The sequence below is a fragment of the Nostoc sp. genome, assembly GCF_036918245.1.
In the GTDB taxonomy this organism is placed as follows: domain Bacteria; phylum Cyanobacteriota; class Cyanobacteriia; order Cyanobacteriales; family Nostocaceae; genus Nostoc.
The window spans coordinates 1-17,470 of record NZ_JBALEF010000098.1; the positions used below are offsets into that span (position 1 = coordinate 1).

General features: G+C 40.6%; 10 protein-coding genes and 4 pseudogenes. 3 read left to right on the forward strand and 11 right to left on the reverse strand.

Annotated elements, in window-relative coordinates; all coding sequences use genetic code 11:
- Positions 1–100 precede the first annotated feature (100 nt).
- The 6 genes and pseudogenes from V7L12_RS28440 to V7L12_RS28465 all read right to left on the reverse strand — a co-directional run.
- A pseudogene (locus V7L12_RS28440) lies at positions 101–256 on the reverse strand (ATP-binding protein); the annotation flags it as partial.
- 15 nt (positions 257–271) lie between these two features.
- Positions 272–436: a hypothetical protein gene (locus V7L12_RS28445; protein ID WP_335089480.1), complete on the reverse strand. Its 165-nt coding sequence runs from the start codon at positions 434–436 to the stop codon at positions 272–274.
- A gap of 279 nt (positions 437–715) precedes the next feature.
- Complete coding sequence (locus tag V7L12_RS28450; RefSeq protein ID WP_335089482.1) at positions 716–2,527, reverse strand: ABC transporter ATP-binding protein; 1,812 nt, start codon at positions 2,525–2,527, stop codon at positions 716–718.
- Between the two features lie 193 nt (positions 2,528–2,720).
- Positions 2,721–2,891, reverse strand: a pseudogene (locus V7L12_RS28455) (ATP-binding cassette domain-containing protein); the annotation flags it as partial.
- An 18-nt stretch (positions 2,892–2,909) separates the two neighbouring features.
- The gene (locus V7L12_RS28460) at positions 2,910–3,950 is read right to left on the reverse strand and encodes a FecCD family ABC transporter permease (RefSeq protein WP_335089484.1); all 1,041 of its coding nucleotides are present in this window, start codon (positions 3,948–3,950) and stop codon (positions 2,910–2,912) included.
- Complete coding sequence (locus tag V7L12_RS28465) at positions 3,947–4,978, reverse strand: FecCD family ABC transporter permease (RefSeq protein WP_335089485.1); 1,032 nt, start codon at positions 4,976–4,978, stop codon at positions 3,947–3,949. The genes V7L12_RS28460 and V7L12_RS28465 overlap by 4 nt, the downstream gene beginning before the upstream one ends.
- A 515-nt stretch (positions 4,979–5,493) precedes the next feature.
- Here V7L12_RS28465 and V7L12_RS28470 point away from each other — a divergent pair.
- From V7L12_RS28470 to V7L12_RS28480, 3 genes and pseudogenes are all read left to right on the forward strand, one after another.
- Positions 5,494–7,599 (forward strand): acylase, encoded by a 2,106-nt coding sequence (locus V7L12_RS28470; RefSeq protein WP_335089486.1) that lies wholly within the window; start codon positions 5,494–5,496, stop codon positions 7,597–7,599.
- Positions 7,600–7,744: 145 nt separating this feature from the next.
- A complete protein-coding gene (locus V7L12_RS28475) occupies positions 7,745–7,882 on the forward strand; it encodes a hypothetical protein (RefSeq protein ID WP_335089488.1) in 138 nt (45 codons plus the stop codon).
- 121 nt (positions 7,883–8,003) lie between these two features.
- Positions 8,004–8,267, forward strand: a pseudogene (locus V7L12_RS28480) (transposase); the annotation flags it as partial.
- A gap of 178 nt (positions 8,268–8,445) precedes the next feature.
- On the opposite strand, the gene V7L12_RS28485 reads toward V7L12_RS28480, so the two are convergent.
- From V7L12_RS28485 to V7L12_RS28505, 5 genes and pseudogenes are all read right to left on the reverse strand, one after another.
- Entirely contained in the window at positions 8,446–14,301 is a 5,856-nt protein-coding gene (locus tag V7L12_RS28485; RefSeq protein ID WP_335089490.1) for an AAA family ATPase, read from the reverse strand.
- 243 nt (positions 14,302–14,544) lie between these two features.
- A pseudogene (locus tag V7L12_RS28490) lies at positions 14,545–15,143 on the reverse strand (sensor histidine kinase); the annotation flags it as partial.
- Between the two features lie 492 nt (positions 15,144–15,635).
- Positions 15,636–16,022, reverse strand: coding sequence for a response regulator (locus V7L12_RS28495; protein ID WP_335089492.1), 387 nt, complete (start codon positions 16,020–16,022; stop codon positions 15,636–15,638).
- 63 nt (positions 16,023–16,085) lie between these two features.
- Positions 16,086–16,394, reverse strand: a complete 309-nt coding sequence (locus V7L12_RS28500; RefSeq protein WP_335089493.1) for a hypothetical protein — start codon at positions 16,392–16,394, stop codon at positions 16,086–16,088.
- Between the two features lie 63 nt (positions 16,395–16,457).
- On the reverse strand, positions 16,458–16,946 hold the full coding sequence (locus V7L12_RS28505; RefSeq protein ID WP_335089498.1) for an ATP-binding response regulator: 489 nt from the start codon (positions 16,944–16,946) through the stop codon (positions 16,458–16,460).
- Positions 16,947–17,470 lie beyond the last annotated feature (524 nt).

Here is a 17,470-nt window from a genome sequence, read left to right on the forward strand (position 1 = left end):
GGTCTATATCTTGAGGCAGGTTTTGGTTCATATTTGTGATACTCCCCCTCAAGTGTCCCCCTTGTCAATACTCTGCCACCTGAATCCTTACAAAAAAACTTTAATGCTGAATTGGAATTGTAATTACAAACTCTGTTTCTGCTGCTGGTATTGAATGACATTCCAGTTTGCCACCATGTGTTTCTGTAATGATTTGATAACTGATAAACATTCCCATACCTGTTCCCTTACCCACAGGCTTGTTGGTAAAAAACGGGTTAAAAACTTGTTTTTAAATCTGTTCTGACATACCTATTCCATTATCAGCGATGCCTTCTCTACGAGAGGCTTGTCTGCGACAGGCTACGCGAACGCCAACGGCGGGCTTCGCCAACGCAATTTTTACCCAACCTGAATCTATCACTGAGGTACGAATGGCGATCGTAGGAGTTAACAAACCAGATGTTAAATTGTCTATTCTTAATTGCGCATTCTCAATTCTCCATTCTTCTAACCCACATTCCGCACTTTAATTTGAAGCACAAATAAATTACAATTAATGACAACGCAAAAAATTAGGATAAATAAGAAAAGAATACTCAATAAATCCGATTTTAAAGAGAAATAATCAAAAATATAACTATTCAACTGCATCTAGCTTAAAATCTAGTTCAGCTAACTCAAAAGCTCTTTAGATTTTCTTTACGAATCACCTCTAAACCCTTCTACTAAATTTTTATTTTACCCCTGACTGCACGTTCCATAAACCAGCATAAATCCCATTTTTCTCCAACAATTTTTCATGTGTTCCCGACTCAATAAATTCTCCATACTCCATTACATAAATACAATCAGCATTGCGGATAGTCGAAAGACGATGGGCTATGGCTATTGTCGTTCGATTAACAGTAATCCGTTCCAAAGAACGTTGAATAGCAGCTTCAGTTTCATTATCTACTGCTGAAGTGGCTTCATCTAAAATCAAAATTGGTGGATTCTTTAAAACAGCTCTAGCGATCGCGATTCTTTGGCGTTGTCCACCAGATAATTTTTGACCCCGTTCTCCGACTATTGTCTCATAACCTTGGGGTAGCCGCATAATAAAATCATCAGCTTCGGCAATTTTCGCAGCTGCAATTATTTGTTCATCGGTAGCATTAAAAGTACCATAGGAGATATTTTCAGCAACCGTACCATGAAATAAGAATACGTCTTGGCTGACCAAGCCGATACTGCGACGTAAATCACGTAAATTTAATTTTTGGATATTAATATCATCAATAGTAATTGTGCCAGAATAAATATCATACAATCGTAATAATAATTTAACTAAAGTACTTTTACCAGAACCTGTAGAACCAACAATAGCGATAGTTTTACCTGCTGGGATATGTAAGGACAGTTTTTTAATTACTAGTTCTCTATCGTGATAAGCAAAAGTAACTTGTTTGAAGTTAATTTCACCATGTACTTGATCAATCGGTAAAAATCTGTCTCCCGCAGTAATGTTGATGGGAGCATCTAATAAATTCATCACACGACTGGTAGAAGCCATTGACCTTTGATATTTGTCAAATATTTCTCCTAATGTTACTAAAGGCCACAATAATCTCTGTACTAAAACAAGTAAAACACTATAATTACCAATAGATATTTGACCAGCATATGCCGCCATACCTCCCCAAAATAATAAAGCTGTAAACCCTACTAAAACTAGTATTCTGATTAAGGGTATAAATGCAGCAGAAAGTTTAATTGCTCTGATGTTACTTTTTCTATATGCTTCGCTGTCTCCTGCCAATCTAGCGCTTTCATAATCTTCAGCAGTGAAACTTTTAATTGTGGTAATACCACTAATATTATTTGCTAGTCGTGAGTTCAGAAAGCTTACCCTTTCACGCACATCAGCGTAACGAGCTTCCAGGCGCTTTTGATAACTAAAGGAACCCCAAACAATAAAGGGCATTGGTAACATTGCTGCAAAGGTGATAAAGGGAGGTAAAATGAAGAATGTACCACTAGTTAATATGATCAGTGAGGTAATAATATTGATAATTTCATGGACTCCAAAATTTAAAAAATCTTCTAACTGGTTGATATCATCATTCAAAATTGACATCAAACCGCCAGTACTGCTTTCTTCAAAGTAAGCTGAATCTAATGCTTGTACATGATTGTAGGCATCCAAACGTAAATTATGCTGGATATTTTGGGCTAAATTACGCCAAATTCTATTATATGCATACTCAGAAGCAGATTCTAGTATCCAGACAATGATAGTGATTAATGAAAGAAGTAAAAATTGCCAAAATACATCTTTTACACCCAACTTAGCAAATACAGAATTTTGCCGTTCTACGAGAATATCTACGGCAGTACCAATTAACCACGGTGGTGCTAAGTCTAAAATTGTATTAATGATGGTAAATAATGCTGCCCACCACATTTGTTGGCGATATTGGCTGCCATAGTTGAGCAAGCGTTGTAAAGGATGGGCTGAATTATTACGATTTTTAGATACTCTAGAAGATTTTGATGTGATTGTCACGACTGTTTATTGTTTATAGTTAGATGATTGATGTTAGCGATATATCTCGTAGAAATAAAATTAAGGATTTAAGTAAATTTGTTTGTTATTTACTTTTCCTTTGCGTCCTATCGGTACACACATCGGCGTCTCTACCACTGGGTCAGGAATAATCCGACACTCCAACCCAAAAACCTCCTGAACCATTTCTTGCGCCACGGGGTTTAAGCAATCTTGCCAAACCTCGTAATAACATTGATTTACCACAACCATTAGCACCAACTAAACCACTAATTTGTCCGGCAGGGATTACCAAATTTAGGTCACGAATAATCAGCGCACCATCGTAAGCTAAAGACAGACTTTTGGTTGAGAGTCCTTTCATAGATTATATTTCCCAGCTTTATTTTTTGCGGTTACGAATTAATAAATAAAGAAAATAAGGAGCGCCAATAACAGCAGTTACGACTCCACAAGGAAGTTCGATAGGTGCAAACAGCGTTCTTCCTAGCAAATCTGCGATCACAACAATCACTCCCCCCAAGAGTGCAGAAGTAGGAATCAAACCTTCATGGGTTACACCTACCAACTGTCGTCCTAAATGGGGTGCGATTAACCCAATAAAACCAATATTTCCGGCGGTGGCGACTCCTGCACCTGCTAAGGCTACACCCACCAGCACGAGTAAACCACGTTGCCACTCCACTTGACTACCTAAACTTTTGGCGACATCATCTCCTAAATTTAAAGCGTTCAAATGTCTTGCTAGTGTTAAAGCCATTGGGACAAAAACAATTAACCAAGGTAACAAGGAAAAGACTTGCTTCCAAGTCCGACCGTAAACGCTCCCAGCCAACCAAACCAAAGCATTACTAACGTCAGAAATTTCGCCAAAGGTAATCATCAAGCTGGTTATGGCACTGGCGATCGCAGATAAACCAACACCCATTAAAATTAATAAAATCGGAGAACTACCGTTATTCCACGCCAGCGAGTAAATTAAAATCGCCATTAGTAAAGCACCAGCAAAAGCCGACAAAGGCAAGGTGTAAATTGGTGCTGATGGAAATAGCACAATTACTATAACTGCCGCCAGACTCGCCCCAGCATTGATGCCGATAATACCTGGGTCAGCCAATGGATTACGTGTCAATCCTTGGAAGATAGTGCCAGAAATTGCCAGCGCCACTCCCACCATAAAAGCTACAAGGGTGCGGGGTAAACGCAGATTTTGAATCACAAATTGATGGTCCGGGTTTCCTGTATCTAAACCCAATATAGTTTTTACGATATCTAAAGGCGAGATTGGATATTCCCCCCGCCCGACATTCATCACCATCGCCACTACAATCGCGACTGCCAAACATAGCAGTATGACTGGTACACGTCGGTCAATTCGGAAAGATATCGCCTGCGAACGAATGACTAGCCAATCAAAACTCATTTTTTCACCTTTGACTTAACCAGGTAGACAAAAAAAGGAGCGCCAACTATTGCTGTCATTACACCTACAGGTAACTCCTGTGGTTTGAGCAATACACGGGCGGCAATATCTGCAACCAAGAGTAAAATAGCACCCAAAACTGCACAATAAGGTAATATCCAACGATAATCGGTTTTAATATAAAATCTCACTATATGGGGAACGACTAAACCAATGAAGCCGATTGGCCCTGCAAGAGCTACAGAACTTCCTGCTAGTAAGACTACGCTGATAGCGGTAAATATTTTGATCCAAGCTGTCTGTTGACCCAAGCCTTTAGCGACATCTTCACCTAAACTCATAGTGGTAATTTGTCTGCCGAGGGCAAAAGCTACTACTAATCCGATGCCGACGAAAGGCAGTAGTTGTAAGAATAAATTAAAATCTCGACCAGATAATGAACCAGCTAACCAAAATCTCACTTCTCCAAGTGTTTGTTGACTGACAATGAGGATACCAGTAGTGATGGAAGAAATCAGAGCAGTTAACGCCGCTCCTGCGACTGTCAGATTCAGTGGGGTGGCTCCTCCCCGTCCCAGAGAACCAAGAGTGTAAACTAACACTGCTGTTACTGCCGCACCCAGAAATGCTACAAGAGCGTAAACACTTAGGGATGAGCTGCCAAAAACAAAAATTACAACAACGACAAAGAGGGCAGCTCCCGACTCAATACCCAAAATACCTGGATCTGCTAAGGGGTTTCGCGTCAAACCCTGCATCAATGCTCCCGAAACAGCCAGGGCTGAACCTACAAGGATAGCAATTAGCGATCGCGGTAATCTCACGGTCTGAATAACTAAGTGATCGTAGGAACCATCAAAGGCTATAAAAGATGTCAAAATCTTACCTAGAGGTATTTCTGCTGCACCTAGCGTCACACTGTACACCAAGCAAATTAGCAGCATACATAGTCCCAAAATCAGACCAAATAAGGCTGACATTTGTGGCTTTTTCAATGCTCTCAGTGACACTGTAGTCGCTTTTATCATGATCCTGCTGTCACTTGAAAATATTACGCTCTACTGGTTGGTTGTTTTTTCAATGGGCACTCTCAATACTTCACAGCTTTTTAATCATGAGAATTGATAATCTTTCTTGATAAATATATAGATTACACGATCGTGTTGCCTTTTCTCCATTTTTAAACGCAATAAAGGATACTGTTACAGTTTTGATATAATTTCTCAACAAAGTGGTATTGTTAGATCAACTTAAATCTGCTTTGTCAAAGTCACTTACGTGCATCTTTGTCTTGTTACCAAGAGGCTGCTCTTAGGGATTACCAAGAAATAATTTACTACTTCTTGTGGGCTGGACATCTTGTCCGCCTTTAATTACGGGCGGGCTTTTTGGCTTACCCCACAAAAAGAGTTGGATGTTTTTTAATTTGGAAGTTCCTTAGCAGATGTGCAGAAGGGCAAAGGGAAAACTCTTCTCCCCTGCTTGTTCTTTGAGCAATAGCAGTTTCAGTTACCAGGCGTTACATCTGTAAATGGTGGTGTTCATGAGGATTGATCATTTAATTAGGGTTTACAAAAGAAAATCAATACGCGTTTTACCCTTAATACTCAGCTTCATACTGGTTTTGTTTGTCGGAAGCCGCACTATAGCTGTACCAACAAAATCCACAGAGATATTATGGGATACCTATGGTGTGCCGCACATCTACGGAAAAGATGACCGGAGTGCATTTTATACCTTTGGTTGGGCACAAATGCAAAGTCATGGAGATTTACTTTTACGTCTCTATGGTCAAGCACGGGGACGCGCGGCCGAATATTGGGGAGAGAAATACCTGGAGTCAGATCGTTGGGTACAGACTGCGGGAGTACCAGAACGCGCTCGTTCTTGGTACAAAGCACAGAGTCCAACTTTTCGTAGTTATCTCGATGCTTTTGCTACTGGGATCAATGCTTATGCAAAACAAAATCCTAACTTGATTGACGATCAAGTTGAAGCGGTGCTACCAGTCAAGGCAGAAGATGTCATGGCTCACTTACATCGGGTACTCAATTTCACCTTTGTGGTCAATCCAGAGCAAGTATTAGGTCTGAGCAAAGAAAAGTTGCAAGCAGGATCTAATGGTTGGGCGATCGCACCAACTCATTCTGCTGATGGGAACGCCATGTTGTTAGCAAACCCACACCTACCTTGGTCAGATTTATTTTTGTGGTATGAAGCCCAAATCTCCGCACCAGGAATTGATGCTTATGGGGCAACACTTGTAGGTATTCCCGTATTAGCGATCGCATTTAACAACAACTTAGGTTGGACTCACACGGTTAACACCTATGATGGTTGGGATGTTTATGAACTCACACTGGCAGGTAATGGGTATCGCTTTGATGACAAAGTTCGTAACTTTCAGACAAAAACCCTCTCCTTGAAGGTGAAGCAGAAAGATGGCTCCTTGCAAGAGCAACCATTAGTAGTGAAAAGTTCTGTCCACGGGCCTGTGATAGTCGAGAAAAATGGTAAAGCCGTGGCGCTGAGAGTTGCAGGTCTTGACCGACCAAGTGTACTCCAAGAGTGGTGGGATATGGCACGAGCAAAAAACCTTGCCCAGTTTGAAAAGACACTCCAGCGCTTACAATTGCCAATGTTTACGGTGATGTATGCAGATAGAGAAGGGCATATTATGCACCTCTTCAACGGCCAAGTTCCGGTGCGCTCCTTTGGTGATTTTAAATACTGGGAAGGCTTAATTCCAGGGAATACATCTAAAACCTTGTGGACAAAAATTCATCCTTACAAAGATTTACCGCGCATAGTTGACCCGAAGAGTGGCTGGTTACAAAATACAAATGACCCACCTTGGACAACTACATTTCCAGCCGCCATTAAAGCAGATAATTACCCACCTTACATGGCTCCTCGTTTCATGGATTTCCGCTCTCAACGTTCTGTAAGGATGTTGGCTGAGGATGACAAAATCTCTTTTGATGAAATGGTTGCAGACAAGCACTCTACCCGTATGGAACTGGCCGATCGGATTTTGGATGATTTAATTACAGCTGCACGCAAATATGGTCAGGACTTAGGACAAAAAGCAGCTAATGTCCTAGAAGCGTGGGATCGGCAAGCCAATGCAGATAGTCGCGGGGCTGTATTATTTGCCTTTTGGGTAAAACAGATAGACTTAGATAAGACGTTTAATAAACCCTGGAATGAAAATTCTCCACGCACCACACCCAATGGTTTAGCTAATCCTGAAAGTGCAGTTGCAACTCTGCAAGCAGTAGCAGCACAGGTAGAAAAGACTTATGGGGCGCTTGATGTACCGTGGGGCAAGGTTTTTCGGCTAAGGTTGGGTGATGTGGATTTATCTGCCAATGGTGGGGATGTCAACCTGGGAATTTTTCGTGCACTCGATTTTGCTCCGGCAGAAAATGGGCAGTTCCAAGCTGTTGGAGGTGATTCTTATGTAGCTGCAATTGAATTTTCTAACCCTGTACGAGCAATGGCACTCACCAGCTACGGTAACGCAACTCAACCCGGATCGCCCCACATTAGCGATCAGTTACAGATGTTCGCTAACAAAAAGTTGCGGACTGTGTGGCGAGATCGCTCAGATATTCTTGCTCATCTAGAAGAACGTAAAATATTCTGAGGTCAATAGTTTACTTTTAGCGTTTGCGATGTCTGCGACGGGCTATTCGGCGTCGCCCACAAACTTCTCAGGGACAATAATTAGTCTACAAGCCTGATGCTGTCTAGACTTAAGCTTAATTTCTGGAAATGTCTGGAGCGATCGCATGAAGACATTTTGTTTTGAACAGCGATCGCAGTTTGCGGTGAGTAATCTATCTACAGTAAACCAAAAAGTTTTTAAGAGAAGAGCGATCGCTAGAAAGTTTGTAGCTTATGATACTTACAAATACAGGATATTCTAATCCCTCTTTTGTTACTTTAGGAAGAGAAAAATCAGAGGTGATTCGTAAAGAAAATCTAAAGAGCTTTTGAGTTAGCTAAACTAGATTTTAAGCTAGATGCAGTTGAATAGTTATATTAAAGATGAGTAGTCTTCCTGAGATTGCCAATCCCAAAAGGAAACCTTATGCTAGCGATCTTAGTGATGCTGAGTGGGAGGTATTGAAACCACTTGTGCCTGCGCCCAAAGGGTTTGGTCATCCTGTCGAAGTCGATTTTCGTGAGATTCTCAATGCCATATTTTATCTGCAACGTACAGGATGCCAATGGGAAATCCTACCTCATGACCTCCCACCCCATACCACTGTGTATGGCTATTTTCAGAAATGGCAACGCAAGAGTATTTTTACTTAGTTCTGTCAACACTCAATATGTAACATTTTATGCTTCATTTTGAAGTGCGGAAAGTGGGTTAGTACACATATTCACCTCCCATTTAGTTTACTTAGTGCTGTTAGCAGATAGCTAGGGTTGAACCAGTCCTAAGTCAGACAGGACTGACGCAAAAATTGCTAAAAAGCACTCTTTATTGCCGTACTGGAATTGTAATCACAAACTCTGTACCTTTTCCTGGGGAAGAGTTGCAGTGTATCGAACCCCCGTGTTTTTCCACAACAATTTGACGGGCGATCGCTAATCCTAAACCCGTTCCTTTTCCCACAGATTTCGTCGTAAACAAATGGTCAAATATCTTTCGCTTGACTGCTTCATTCATACCATTAGCATTATCAGCAATCGTTATTTTAACCTGATTATCTTTCAATGAGGTTTGAATTACGATCTTGTGAGGATTTTCTTGGATTTCTTCAAAATTCCGCCCAGTATTCGACTCATCCAAGGCATCAATGGCATTAGCTAGGATATTCATAAATACCTGGTTTAATTGTCCCGGAAAACATTCAACAGGAGGTAAACTGCCATAATCAGTTATTACTTCAATTACTGGACGTTGCTCATTAGCTTTGAGGCGATGTTTGAGAATTAAAATTGTACTTTCAATCCCTTCATGAATTTTAAATGGCACTTTGTAATCTTTATCAGCACGGGAGAAAGTTCTTAAACTAGTGCTGATATTTTTGAGGCGATCGCACGCCATTACCATTGAATCTATTGCTTTGGGTAAATCTTCTAAGCTATAATCTAAGTCAATTTCTTCTGCATGGTCAATAATTTCAGTACCCGGATTAGGTAAACTTTCTTGATAAAGTTTCAAGTGTTGCACAACATCAGCAATAGTGGGTTTAGCTTGTTTGAGACTTGCAGCAATAAAGCCCAAAGGATTATTCATTTCATGAGCTACCCCAGCAACTAAATTACCCAGTGCAGACATTTTCTCACTTTGAACAATTTGTAATTGGGCTTGTTGTAAATCTTCTAAGGCTGTTCCAAGTGCTTGAGATTTTTCTGTAACTGCTGATTCAGCATGTTTGCGATCGCTAATATTAATAGTTGTCCCAACTAGGCGATAAACTTTGCCCGTCTCATCTTTTAATGGACTGAGTGTGGTTAACCACCAAGTTTTCTGATCGTTAAATGTTAGACATTCTTCATAGGTGATGGGTATTCCGCTTTGGAAACAACGCAGATAATTTTGATATATTAATGCACCTTCATCACCATGTAATTCTTGCGGAGTTTTACCCAGCACTTGGGAAGCAGGTATACCAACCGCTAGTTCGCACGATTTACTCCATCCTGTATACTCAAACTTATCATTATCCCGGACATCAATCACAAAGATCAGACAGCCAACACCTTCGTAAATACTACTGAGGAACTTTTCTCGCTCCTGGAGATGATTATATAACTGGGCATTTTCCAAAGAAATTGCGGCTTGAGTGCAGAGGAAATTTACAACACAAAGGCGATCGCTAGTAAATACCCCTTGCGTCAGTTTATTTTCTAGGTAAAGAATCCCCACTAAATGCCCATGATTAATAATCGGGGTACATAATACACTCTGGGGTTGTGTTCGGTACATATATTCCCCAATCAACCCAATAATATCTGTTTTGCAATTGTCTATAACAACTGTTTGTTGAGTATTTTTAACGTAATTGATAATTTTTAGGGGAATATCTTGACAATTGTCGATTGATTGTGGTTTAAGAATAGTTTGGATATCAATCTGGGAATTTGCTCCATGATTGATAAAGGTAATTGCCCTAACTTGCCAAGTATCATTTTGGGGAAGAATTAGTACAGCTTTTTTCGCACCAGAGTTTTCTAGAATAATGTGGGTCAAGCTGACAATGAGTTGATCTAATTCTAGAGAACTGGAGATAGCTTGAGCGGCTTTGAGGACAGAGGTAAAATCTAGTGTATCGGAAATACTAGTGCTGCCAGTGGTAGAAGTGCAAGTAGATGAAGTGCTACGAAAGCTAATAGTTTCTAGGGGGTTAAAGTTGATTCGTTGCTGTTGCAGAATGGATTGGAGTAATTGGGGATAGAGTTTTTCTAGGTTTTCTATTTTGGCTTTTGCGCCCCAACGAGCGTAGCAGTAGTATGCTTCTTGCATATATGCTTGGGCAACTTTTTCTTTACCCCAATCGAGATAAAATTTGGCTACTAGTTCATTGCCAAGTGCTTCTTCTTGAATGTAGCCGTTGGCTTTGGCTAGAGTTATGGCGCGATCGTAATTTTCAAGCGCTTCTGCTTTATTGCCCAACACTCGTTGTTTTTCAGCCTCAACTAAATGCCATTTATGCAGATGATTTGTGGGAGCATTTTGCGCCCATTGGTGCAGAGTGGTTTGATAGTTTTCTACCTGGGCAAGAATTACGGAAAGTTCAATTTCTGACTGGGTGGAAAATACGGCCAGGTACGTCAAGGCTGCATAGAAATGGGAAATCGGAATAAAAATTAATCCTGATACCGCAAGTAAATACTTCTCCCCTTCGTCAATATAGGCGATCGCAGCTTTGTAATCACCAAAAGAATAGGCAAGCAACATTTTGTAGATATACAACTCGGCCATCACCGTGAGTTCATTAGCCTGACGATGTTTGGGAATCATCACCGTTTCATCGTAGATACTACTGCTCAAACAATCCGGCTGAATGCAGGTTTCCCTGAAGTTCTGTGCCGCCTGCCGCATAATACTCACATAAGTCTGGGCAGAATGTTGCTTCGCCTGAGTTAAAGCGGCGTTGTAACTTGCTATATCTAATTCCAAATTGCTGAGTTCAGAGCCACTCCAAAAGACTGCATAGCTGTAACAACATACGTTATAGCCAGCGTGTAAAAAATCGCCAGTTTCCATACCAGAGTTAAAACCAGCTTTCAGCAAGGGTATCGTTGCCAAGAGTGCTTCTCGGTGATGCTGAATAAAGCCACCAAACAACATGGAAATTGTGGATTTGAATTCCCGCGCATTAAACCGATCTAGCAAATTCAATGCCAATTGCCCAAAACCGTAGCCCCCTTCGACTTCTCCCAAAAATGCACACAGCACCATTCCGTGCAGCCCATATCCCACCGTGGAGGCAGGCGTATTCCCAAACTGAAGCGATAGGCTGACCATTGTGGAGCTAATTAGGGGCAATAAACCCGGCATTCCCTGAAAAACGGGTGCAAACAACATTCCTAACAGTTGCATGGCTGCCTGTGCTTGGGGATCGGTCATCACTGGTAAGTCAGCTAATTCCTCAATCCGCTTGCCTTCAAGTTGACTGGCAAGGACTTGTAAAGCTTTACCAATCTCAGCATTGTTTGGCTCGATCGGTAGCTCAACCCCCAATTGTTTTAAAGCATCTCTGCCGACTGCGATCGCTTCTAATAGTCTGCTCTGGGCTGTCTGGGCAGCAATTTTAATTTCGTAAATTTTAACTTTGTCTAAAATCGTCTGGGCTGATTGCAACACCTGTACCGCTATCTGTTCCATGCCATCAAAGTCAGCATTTAAGTAGGCGGCTTCGGTAGCGGCAACATAGAGACTTAGGGTCAATTCATATTGATCTTGCCAGCAATTCACTGTGAGTAGCTCAATCCCAGTCTGTAAATAGACTCTGGCCGCAGTGTATGCGGTAGAATTTTTGGCTTTACCTCCTGCTGCTAAGTTAAGTCGAGCCAAGGCTTCTCGCTCGTTTGATTGGACGATCAACTCTTGCCCTAAATTCAAATGCAGGGCAATATCAAACAGTTTTTCTTCTTGTTCTATTTGAGAGGAATTTTGTAGAAGTAATTGACCAATTTTGAGATGAGTAGCTTGTTTCTGGTTATCAGGAATTAGAGAATAGGCAGCTTGTTGTACTCTGTCATGTAAAAATCTATATTTAGCTAATTGTTTATTGGTATTCCCAGTTGACAGCGCCAATTGCTCGTGATTTTCTCCCTGATAAAATTTATAAACATCACTAATTGGTAAAATCAACCCTTCTTGTAAAGCTTTCCATAAACTAGCAGCTGTTTCAATTTCTGATGACTCCCAAACAATCGCCAAAGTTGCTAAATCAAATTGATTGCCAATGCAAGCGGCTAACTGCAATACATTTTGAGTTGATTCAGGTAGTCTTCGTAATTGAAATACCATGAATTTAACAACATCATCTGTAACCGCTCGCTGATTTATTTGGGTGATATCACATTGCCAATACCCTGATTTAAAGTTAAATTCAATTAATCCATCTTGGTGTAATGCCTTGAGAAACTGTATGGCAAAAAACGGATTACCTTGAGTTTTCTGAAATACCAATTTAGAAACAGGTAATGCTGAATCTTTTGTACATTTAAGTGTATCAGTAACTAATTGATTCACTTGCGATTGACTCAGAGGTGCTAAAGTAATCGTATTAATTGTGGCTGCTGTTTTTTGGATATCATTCAAAGTCAGCATTAATGGATGTGCTAAATTGACTTCGTTATCACGATAAGCACCAATTAAGAAAAGATGTTTTGTATCAGCCATTAATAACTGTATTAACATCAACGATGCTGAATCTGCCCATTGCAAATCATCTAAAAACATCACTAATGGATGTTTTTCACTGGTAAAGACTTGGGTAAATTTCTGAAATAATAAATTAAACCGATTTTGGGCGGCAGTTCCTGATAATTCTATAGCAGGTGGTTGTTGACCAATAATTCTTTCTAATTCGGGGATGACTTCAATAATTACCTGTCCATTATCACCTACAGCCGCTAAAATCTTGGTTTTAAATTGCTGGATTTGAGCATCGCTTTCTGTTAATAATTGCCCCATTAAATCGCGGAAGGCTTGCACAAAAGCACTCAAGGGAATATTTCGTTGAAATTGATCATATTTCCCTTTGATAAAATAACCGCGTTTTTTGACGATTGGTTTATGAACTTCGTTAATTACAACGGTTTTACCAATACCCGAAAAACCAGCTACCAACATCATTTCTGTCGCACCTGTACTAACGCGCTCAAATGCTTGCAGTAGAGTTTCTACTTCTGTTTCTCGTCCATAAAGTTTATCAGGAATAATAAAGCGATCGCACACATCCCGTTGAGCAATTGGGAAATGCTTAATTTCACCAGTTTCTTGGAGTTGAGATAAACAAGTTTCTAAATCAAATTTCAGTCCCAATGCACTCTGATAGCGGTCTTCAGCATTTTTTGCCATCAATTTCATTACGATATCACAGAGAACTTGGGGAATCTCTTCTCTATCACCTAACATTGGTGGAAGTTTTGCTAGATGACAATGTACCAATTCCATCGGATCGTTTGAATGGAACGGTAACTCACCCGTAAGTAGTTCATAAAAAGTGACACCTAAAGAATAGAAATCAGTACGGTAGTCAATCCCCCGATTCATTCTTCCTGTTTGTTCAGGAGAAATATAACCAAGTGTCCCTTCCAAGACATTGGGATTCATCAGTGTTTGAGTTTCCCGTGGTAGTAGGGATGCAATACTAAAGTCAATTAATTTAACTTGTTTGGTTTCTGGATTAATTAAAATATTGGCGGGTTTGATATCTTTATGAATAATCCGTAGGCGTAGCCCGCCGCAGGCATCGTGATACAATATATCTAAGGTGTTGCACAGTGCGATCGCTATTTCTAAAAACTCCATCAAAGATTCTAGGTTTCGCCCAACTTTCCACTGCCCACTCCTTAATCTCCAATCCTTGAGAGAAATCCCCCCAAAATCTTCCATTACCAACGCATAACCATTTTGATACGGTTCTAGGCTATAGGTTTGGATGATCAGAGGTGAGTTGAGATTTTTAGCGATGGTGTACTGATTACGAAACGACAAGAGTTCACTGAAACTCGGATAAGGATTTTTCAGCAACTTAATCACTACAGGTAATGAGTCAGTCTCTCGATACCCTCGATAAACGATGGTTCTAGAACCATTGTAGAGTTCTTCGCTAACCTTGTATCCGGGAATATTGACTCTCGTACTAACCATACTGCTAAATCTTTAAGACTTCCAGATATAGTGTTCCCAGATATAAAGCGAACCCGTCGCTCCACGACTTAAAATTTTGAAGATTTAGGTGAATTCTAGTAATAAATTTACCATAGCCGTTGGTTTCGACACTTCGATTACGCTCAGTGCATCGCTTCGCTTAACCAACTGAGTGGTCGAGAGTTGAGCGACTCGTGCCGAGCATCTCGACTTCGCTCGATGGAGCCGAGGTAAGTCGGGAATTCATCCCGGAATTTCAATCGTAAATTCTGTACCCTGACCCAGAACCGAGTTAAAACTCAATTTTCCACCGTGGGTTTCTTCAACGATTTGACGAGCGATCGCCAACCCTAAACCTGTGCCTTTACCAACAGCTTTTGTCGTAAATAAATGGTCAAATATTTTTGAATGGACTTGTTCGTTCATCCCTTTGCCATTATCAGCAATGGCAATTTTAACTAGATTATTTTCGACTGAGGTTGTAATTTTAATGCAGTTAAAATTGGCTTTAATTTCTTCAAAACTGCGTCCCTAATTAGATTCATCCAAGGCATCAATAGCATTCGCCAAAAAATTCATGAATACCTGATTTAATTGACCGGAAAAGCATTCAACTGGAGGGATATTGCTGTATTTGTGACAACTTCAATTAATGGACGTTGTTCATTTGCCTTGAGACGATGTTTCAAAATTTAAATCGTGCTATCGATCCCTTGGTGAATATTAAATGGTACTTTGTAATCTTGATCGGCACGAGAGAAAGTACGTAAACTGGTGCTGATATTTTTGAGGTGATCGCACGCCATAGACATAGAATCAATCATCTTGGGCAAGTCTTCTAATATCAAGTTCGGATAATTAGTTATGATTCCTACAGTCATTGCACCCCACCCCACCAAAGCTACGCTTTGTCTCCCCTCCCCTTAGCAAGGGGAGGGGATTAAGGGGTGGGGTTCTGCGGGTTTAATAAGTAATCAAGCGAACATGATATAACGCTGTTCCATCACTCTAAGCAGAGGAAAATAAGAAATCCTCAGAATATAAGGTGTCTGGAATAGGGCCTCGCATTCGATTTATCAATGCAATTAGTGTGAGAAACCCAATCGATAAATACAAAATTGGAAAGACCCTGAGCCAAGGTTTTAATAGATTAAAGAATATGAAAGGTTGAATGACTAAGCGTAAATTGTTGAGTAAATTCTTCCACCCCAAACCCTCCTCCCATCAATCATGTTCACTGAACTTTGCCACAACTGGATCTGTGGATTTATTTACTCCAAGTTGGGGTTTATTATTCAAAAGTTGAGAGTGAAGACTTACCAGAAGATAAGCACTCATGATTTTTTCCCATTGGTGATGTAGTCAATAGCTCCTAATTCAAAGCCTGTAACTTTATTCACCGCTTCAGACAGGGCAGTAATAAAGATAATCGGAATATTTTGGGTTTTCAGATTGGCTTTGATGTGCTGACAGGTTTCAAAGCCATTCATCCCCGGCATCATTACATCCAGTAAAATCAAAGACACTGGAGTATGTTCTAATTGTTGTAGCGCACTTTCACCACTCGTGGCGATCGCAACTTCAAAACCAGTATTGGCTAAGGTCTCTGAAAGCACCTTCAAGTTATTTGGCACATCATCGACAATGAGGATAATGCCATTGTCAAAGACGTTAGTAACGGGATTGTTAAATGTAATGGAATTACTAGAGAATGCTGTCATAGCAAAAATGGGGATTGGGATTACAAGAATTCTTTTCTAGCGTCTAGTCGCCAGTACCTTTGATTAGGGAAGATACTGTTCAATGAATGCTCGGATTTTTTCAGTCTGGAAATTATCTGCATACTCACGTATCGCTTTAACAAATGGTTGGTATCGCTCATCTGTTTTTTCCAAAGTTTTTAGCTGTTGCTCGATCGCCATCAAGCGTCCCTGCAACGTCAATGTGTGCAACTGCGACAAAACCTCCTCGGTTGGGGGAACAATCTCATCTGGGGTGGATGAAGATATTGCCTCTAAATTGGCTGTTATTGGCTCTACAGCAATAGAGTTTTGCTGATAAATCCATTTCAGATTCAGAAATTTTTCCAACAACTTCAGCAGCGCTGGGGCTTCTACAGGCTTGGGTAAAAACGCATCGGCTCCGGCTGTGATACTCTAATTTTGGTTACTTTCAAATACACTAGCTGAAGAGGCGATCGCTGGAACATTCTGCAACTCAGGAATCTGTCGCAACTGTCGCAGCATCTCGTAGCCATCCATCTCTGGCATCATCAGGTCTGTAATAATCAGGTCAGGATGAATCTCTTTCGCCTTGTCCAATCCTTCTTTAGCGTTGCTGACGGTAATCACTGCAAAACCCAAAGGTTCCAGTAAACTCACTAAAACTGACCGATTTTCCCAACGATCGTCGACTACCAGCACTTGGCGCTTACTACGTTCAAATCCGACAATCTTCCCTTGATTAGTTGTTCCCAGACTTGCTGCCCATTCTTGAGCTTCGGGAAGTTCAACCTCAAACCAGAAGGTGCTACCTTGTCCAAGTTGGCTGTCCACATTTAGGGTGCTACCCATCAGAGAAACGATTTGCAGACTGATTGCTAGTCCTACTCCAGTACCTTCTCCTTGTTTCTTTACATCACCCACTTATTCAAAGGGTTGGAAGATTTTTGTGAGTCAAATTGGCGATATCCCAACACCTGTATCTTGCACCTCAAAGCGAATTTGATAAGTTGCAGTTTCCAGTTTGTGAGTTTTAACGCGAAATGTAACTTCGCCTTCGTCAGTAAACTTATAGACTTTTTATAATTCCGCAAAATCTTAAGAATTTACAGATTTATTGTTCCCAAATATCTTAATTTTTTTATTACGCTTGGATTAAGCTTTTTTCTCTACCGTGCTTGTCTTAACAGATAAATTTCCACAAAATCAAGCGATTGCCTTATGGGGTTAGCCCAAGGCTGGCGCGGTAAGCAGCGCGTTGAGACTCACGGCTTACTTGGTTGGTAATTTGCTCCCATTTCTGTTCAATCTGTTGGATTGCTTGCTCTTTGGTAATTTTTATAACTCAAGCTTGATTAAAAACTGTGCCTAAAACTAGCTGACAGCAGTAACTTATTAATAGTTGCAGAGGTAGATACACTTAAGTTAATCTTTAAACTACCTATGGG